This window comes from Gammaproteobacteria bacterium, from assembly GCA_016195665.1.
Lineage (GTDB): Bacteria > Pseudomonadota > Gammaproteobacteria > SURF-13 > SURF-13 > JACPZD01.
On record JACPZD010000033.1, the window covers coordinates 1 to 5,014 of the forward strand.

Below are 5,014 nucleotides of genomic sequence, written 5' to 3' on the forward strand. Positions count from 1 at the left end.
ATTGTAAGGAAAAATCTTGGCGTTCTTGGCGTCTTGGCGGTTCAGTATGAATAAATCAGAGATCCCTTAGTTGTTAACTTGTAACTTGTATCTTGTATCTTGTATCTGTTTCACTGGAATTGCTTCAAAAACCGCAAATCGTTTTCAAAAAACAGGCGCAAATCATTCACCCCATAACGCAACATCGCCAGCCGCTCGACGCCCATACCGAAGGCGACGCCGGTGTAGCGTTCGTTATCAATCCCGACGTGGCTGAAGACATTCGGATGCACCATGCCGCAGCCCAGCACCTCAAGCCAGCCGGTCTGTTTGCACACCCGGCAGCCCGCACCGTTGCACATGACACAGGCGATATCCACCTCGGCCGAGGGCTCGGTGAAGGGGAAATAGGAGGGTCTGAAACGGGTCTTCAAGTCTTGTTCAAAAAAGCTGCGCAGGAAGGTGTCCAGCAGCCCTTTCAGATCGGCGAAGCTGATCTGTTCATCCACCATAAAGCCCTCTACCTGGTGGAACATCGGGGTATGGGTGAGATCGGAATCGCGGCGGTAGACGCGCCCCGGTGCAATGATGCGCAGCGGCGGGCTGCGATGCTCCATGACATGCACTTGCACCGGTGAGGTATGGGTGCGGAGGAGGGTATGGGCGTCAAAATAAAAGGTATCGTGCATCGCGCGCGCCGGATGATGCGCGGGAATATTGAGGGCCTCGAAATTGTGATAATCGTCTTCGATCTCGGGGCCTTCGGCGGTTTCAAAGCCAAGCTGGGCGAACATCGCCTCGATGCGTTGCAGGGTGCGTGTGACGGGATGCAGCCCGCCGGTCACCTGGCCCCTGCCGGGAAGTGTCACGTCCAGGGTCTCGGAGCCCAGCCTTGCCTCGAGCTCCGCGTCTTCCAGTACGGCGAGGCGCGCGGCCAGGGCCTGGTTTACCGTCTCCTTGATCTGGTTGACGGCCTGGCCGGCCTGGGGACGTAGCTCCGGCGCGAGGCCGCCGACGCTTTTGAGGTATTCGGTGAGCACGCCTTTCTTGCCCAGATACTTGACGCGCAGTTGCTCGAGCACGGCCGAGTCTTGCGCCTGAGCGATCTCGCTCTGGGCCAGGGTTTCGATGTTTTTTAGATCTTGCACTAAGATCTCCCCTTAGTCGCTCCTGCGCATCCATGCGCTCGCGACATTCGCACGTCCCTGTGCAGCAAAATAAAAAGGGGAAAGGCCTTGGCCTTTCCCCTGTCTCTTTAGACTGATCTAGGATCTAAAGCGCCGTATCAGTTCGACAGGGTGTGGGCCTTGGCCTTTTCCGCCAGCGCCGCAAAGGCCGGCTTGTCGAAGACGGCGAGGTCGGCCAGCACCTTGCGATCAATCTCGATGACGGCTTTTTTGAGACCGTTCATAAGCAGGCTGTATGACAGACCGCACTCGCGCGCGGCTGCGTTGATGCGCACGATCCACAGGGCGCGGAACTGGCGCTTCCTCTGCTTGCGCCCGATGTAGGCGTATTGGCCGGCCTTGATGACCGCTTGCTTGGCGACGCGATAGACGTTCTTGCGCGCGCCATAGTAACCCTTGGCTCGTGCGAGAAGCTTTTTGTGTTTGGCGTGAGCAGTGACGCCGCGTTTTACTCTAGACATTACAACACCTCTTAGCTAAAGGGCAGCAGACGGCGCAGCCCGGGGACGTCAGATTTATCCACCATATTATTATGGCGCAGGTGACGCTTGCGCTTGGTGCTCTTCTTGGTGAGGATGTGGTTAAGGTGCGATTGGCCGTGTTTAAACCCGCCCGAGGCCGTGCGCTTGAAACGCTTGGCCGCACCGCTGTTAGTCTTCAATTTTGGCATTACAGTTAGACTCCAGAAATTCTTTATTCAGATTAACTTCGCTTTACACTCTACTTGCCAGAGATACTTCGCTTCTCATTTTTTAGGGCCGATCAGCATCACCATCTGCCGCCCCTCCATCTTCGGAAATTGTTCCACCACTCCGATATCGGCCAGATCGGCCTCAACCCGCTTGAGCAGCTTGACTCCCAGTTCCTGGTGAGCGAACTCGCGGCCGCGGTAACGCAACGTGACCTTGGCCTTATCGCCCTCATTGAGGAACCGTATCAGGTTGCGCAGCTTGACCTGGTAATCGCCTTCTTCGGTGGTGGGGCGAAACTTGACTTCCTTGATCTGAATCTGTTTTTGCTTCTTCTTGGCCTGCTGTTGTCTCTTGCCCAGCTCGAAAAGATATTTGCCGTAATTCATCACACGGCAGACCGGCGGATCGGCGTTCGGTACAATCTCAACCAAATCAAGCTCAGCGTCCAAGGCCAGTTTCTGCGCTTCTTCCAGAGGCAGTACCCCTAATTGCTCACCCTCGCTTCCGATCACCCGCACCTGGGGGGCGGTAATCGCTTCATTCAGACGAGTATCTCTGTCAGCTACGATAATCTAGTCTCCTTGAGGCTCTAAAATAGAACAGGCGCCTCTAAAAATGCGTCTTTTGTCTTTATGCGGCGTTGTTGTCTGCTCAGAATGCTCATGTACTGGCGTGTACACTCCGCTTCTTCGCAGACAACGCCTTGCCTAAAGTCAAAATCCACTATATTTTAGAGGTACCCGAACGACCGCGGCGCGCGATTTCTGTGCGGCTGTGATCCACAAAGGCATGCAGCGCCATCGGACCCAGATCTTCGCCGCCTCGCGTGCGCACGGCCACGGTTGCGTTTTCCGTCTCCCGGTCACCTACGACCAGGAGGTAGGGCACACGTTGCAATGTGTACTCCCGGATTTTAAAGCCTATCTTCTCATTTCTCAAGTCCGATTTCACCCTTAATCCCTGTTTTTGCAGGATTTCGGTGCATTTTTGGGCATATTCGGCCTGACTGTCCGTAATATTCATGACCACCGCCTGCACCGGCGCGAGCCAGAGGGGGAAGGCGCCGGCGTATTCCTCGATGAGGATGCCGATGAAACGCTCGAGCGATCCGAGGATGGCGCGGTGCAGCATCACCGGCACCTGCTTGGAGCCGTCCTCGGCGATGTAGTGCGCGCCGAGGCGGCCCGGCATGGAGAAGTCCACTTGAATAGTGCCGCACTGCCACGCGCGCCCGATGCTGTCTTTCAGCGAGAACTCGATCTTGGGGCCGTAAAACGCGCCTTCACCGGGTTGTAAATCCCAGGGGAGTTGTTTGGCGTTGAGGGCCTGCTCCAGCGCATGTTCGGCCTTGCCCCACAGATCGTCGGCGCCGATACGATCCGCCGGGCGGGTGGAGAGCTTGTAGATGATGTCCTTGAAACCGAAGTCGGCGTAGACCTGATGCAGCAGGTCAATGAAGTTTGATACTTCCTCCTGCATCTGCGCCTCGGTACAAAAGATGTGCGCGTCGTCCTGTACGAAGTTACGCAGGCGCATCAGGCCGTGCAGCGCGCCGGACTGCTCGTTACGGTGACAGGAGCCGAACTCCGCCAGGCGCAGCGGCAAATCGCGGTAGCTCTTGAGCCCCTGATTGTAGACCTGGATGTGGCACGGGCAGTTCATCGGTTTCACCGCGTACAGCCGCTTCTCCGACTCGGTGATGAACATGTGTTCCTTGAACTTATCCCAGTGGCCGGACTTCTCCCATAGCGAGCGATCAACTACCTGCGGGGTGCGTATCTCCTGATAGCCGTGTTCGCGCCACAACGCGGCCATGTACTGCGTGACCTCTTGATAGATGCGCCAGCCATTCTCGTGCCAAAACACCATGCCCGGCGCTTCTTCCTGAAAATGAAACAGGCCGAGTTGTTTGGCGAGCTTGCGATGGTCGCGTTTCTCCGCCTGCTCCAAACGGTTCAGATAGGCCTTGAGGTCTTTTTCGTTGAGCCAGGCGGTGCCGTAGATGCGTTGCAGCATCTCGTTCTTCGAGTCGCCGCGCCAGTACGCGCCCGCGAGCTTAGTGAGTTTGAAGGCCTTGAGCTTGCCGGTGCTGGGCACATGCGGGCCGCGGCAGAGATCTATGAAATCACCTTGTTTGTATAGCGAGAGTTCTTCGCCGGTGGGAATGTCCTCAATGATCTGCGCCTTATACTCTTCGCCCATGTCACGAAAGAATTTGATCGCCTGCTCACGCGGCATGACAGTGCGCGCCACGGGGAAGTCCTTGTCCGCCAGCTCCTTCATGCGCGCCTCGATGGCGGCCAGGTCTTCCGGAGTAAAGCGGTGCTCGAAGGCGAAGTCATAATAAAAGCCGTCTTCAATCACCGGGCCGATGGTGACTTGCGCCTTGGGGAACAACTCCTTCACCGCTTGCGCGAGCAGATGTGCGTTGGAGTGGCGCACGACATCGAGCGCCTCCGGACTTTTGTCAGTGACGATGGCGACGCTGGCATCGTGGTCGAGCAGGTGCGAGAGGTCTACCAGCTTGCCGTCCACCTTCGCCGCAAGCGCCGCCTTGGCCAGGCCCGCACCGATGGAGGCGGCGACATCTTTAAGGGTGATGGGCTGCGGATACTCGCGGCGGCTGCCGTCGGGGAGGGTGATTACCGGCATATCAGATACAAGAGAAAAGATACAAGATACAAGAATCCATAAGATTGAGCATGGTGTTTTTTTACTTTTCTCTTGTATCTTGTATCTGTTTAAGTGGTAGGCGCGAGTGGGATCGAACCACCGACCACTACCATGTCAAGGTAGTGCTCTACCACTGAGCTACGCGCCTGTTGAGGTGCTAATTCTAGCCCAGTAGGCTGGCCGACTCAACTTTATACGCGCGCGGCACGGGGAATCAGCCTGACTCTGTTTCTCTTCCCTATGCAAACCTTAATAATAGTAAATAGCCCGGATGCGGCACAGCGGAATCCGGAAGACCACTTGATTCCCGAGCCTGGGAAAGGTGCGCGTCCCCTTTAATTTAGTCAGGTAGATACCGTCTCGCTCGTCAAGTGAGATTTGCATAATTTGCCTGGTAAGGCAGTTGGGTTTTAAGTACCCCGAAGCACAGGTGCACCAATTTACGCATGGCCGCACCGAGCGCCGACATCTTTGATTTACCGC

6 protein-coding genes and 1 tRNA gene are annotated in these 5,014 nt (G+C 56.3%); all 7 read right to left on the minus strand.

The genetic code is table 11. The features are described 5' to 3' along the window. Window positions 1-110: 110 nt before the first annotated feature. Entirely contained in the window at window positions 111-1,127 is a 1,017-nt protein-coding gene (pheS, locus tag HY028_08925) for a phenylalanine--tRNA ligase subunit alpha (GenBank protein ID MBI3344958.1), read from the minus strand. Between the two features lie 137 nt (window positions 1,128-1,264). Beyond that, window positions 1,265-1,627, minus strand: a complete 363-nt coding sequence (gene rplT, locus HY028_08930) for a 50S ribosomal protein L20 (GenBank protein MBI3344959.1) — start codon at window positions 1,625-1,627, stop codon at window positions 1,265-1,267. 11 nt (window positions 1,628-1,638) lie between these two features. After that, window positions 1,639-1,836: a 50S ribosomal protein L35 gene (gene rpmI, locus HY028_08935; GenBank protein ID MBI3344960.1), complete on the minus strand. Its 198-nt coding sequence runs from the start codon at window positions 1,834-1,836 to the stop codon at window positions 1,639-1,641. Between the two features lie 75 nt (window positions 1,837-1,911). Next, window positions 1,912-2,427: a translation initiation factor IF-3 gene (gene infC / locus HY028_08940; protein MBI3344961.1), complete on the minus strand. Its 516-nt coding sequence runs from the start codon at window positions 2,425-2,427 to the stop codon at window positions 1,912-1,914. A 154-nt stretch (window positions 2,428-2,581) separates the two neighbouring features. After that, the gene (gene thrS / locus HY028_08945; GenBank protein MBI3344962.1) at window positions 2,582-4,510 is read right to left on the minus strand and encodes a threonine--tRNA ligase; all 1,929 of its coding nucleotides are present in this window, start codon (window positions 4,508-4,510) and stop codon (window positions 2,582-2,584) included. Window positions 4,511-4,604: 94 nt separating this feature from the next. Continuing rightward, window positions 4,605-4,679 (minus strand) — tRNA-Val (locus HY028_08950). A 219-nt stretch (window positions 4,680-4,898) separates the two neighbouring features. Continuing rightward, the coding region (locus HY028_08955; GenBank protein ID MBI3344963.1) for an IS110 family transposase at window positions 4,899-5,014 on the minus strand (116 nt) is incomplete at its 5' end.

What these genes read in the sequence shown, in the direction of transcription:
- rplT (MBI3344959.1), bottom strand. Translation starts at nt 1,627, where the DNA reads ATGTCTAGAGTAAAACGCGGCGTCACTGCTCACGCCAAACACAAAAAG.
- rpmI (MBI3344960.1), bottom strand. Translation starts at nt 1,836, where the DNA reads ATGCCAAAATTGAAGACTAACAGCGGTGCGGCCAAGCGTTTCAAGCGC.
- thrS (MBI3344962.1), bottom strand. Translation starts at nt 4,510, where the DNA reads ATGCCGGTAATCACCCTCCCCGACGGCAGCCGCCGCGAGTATCCGCAG.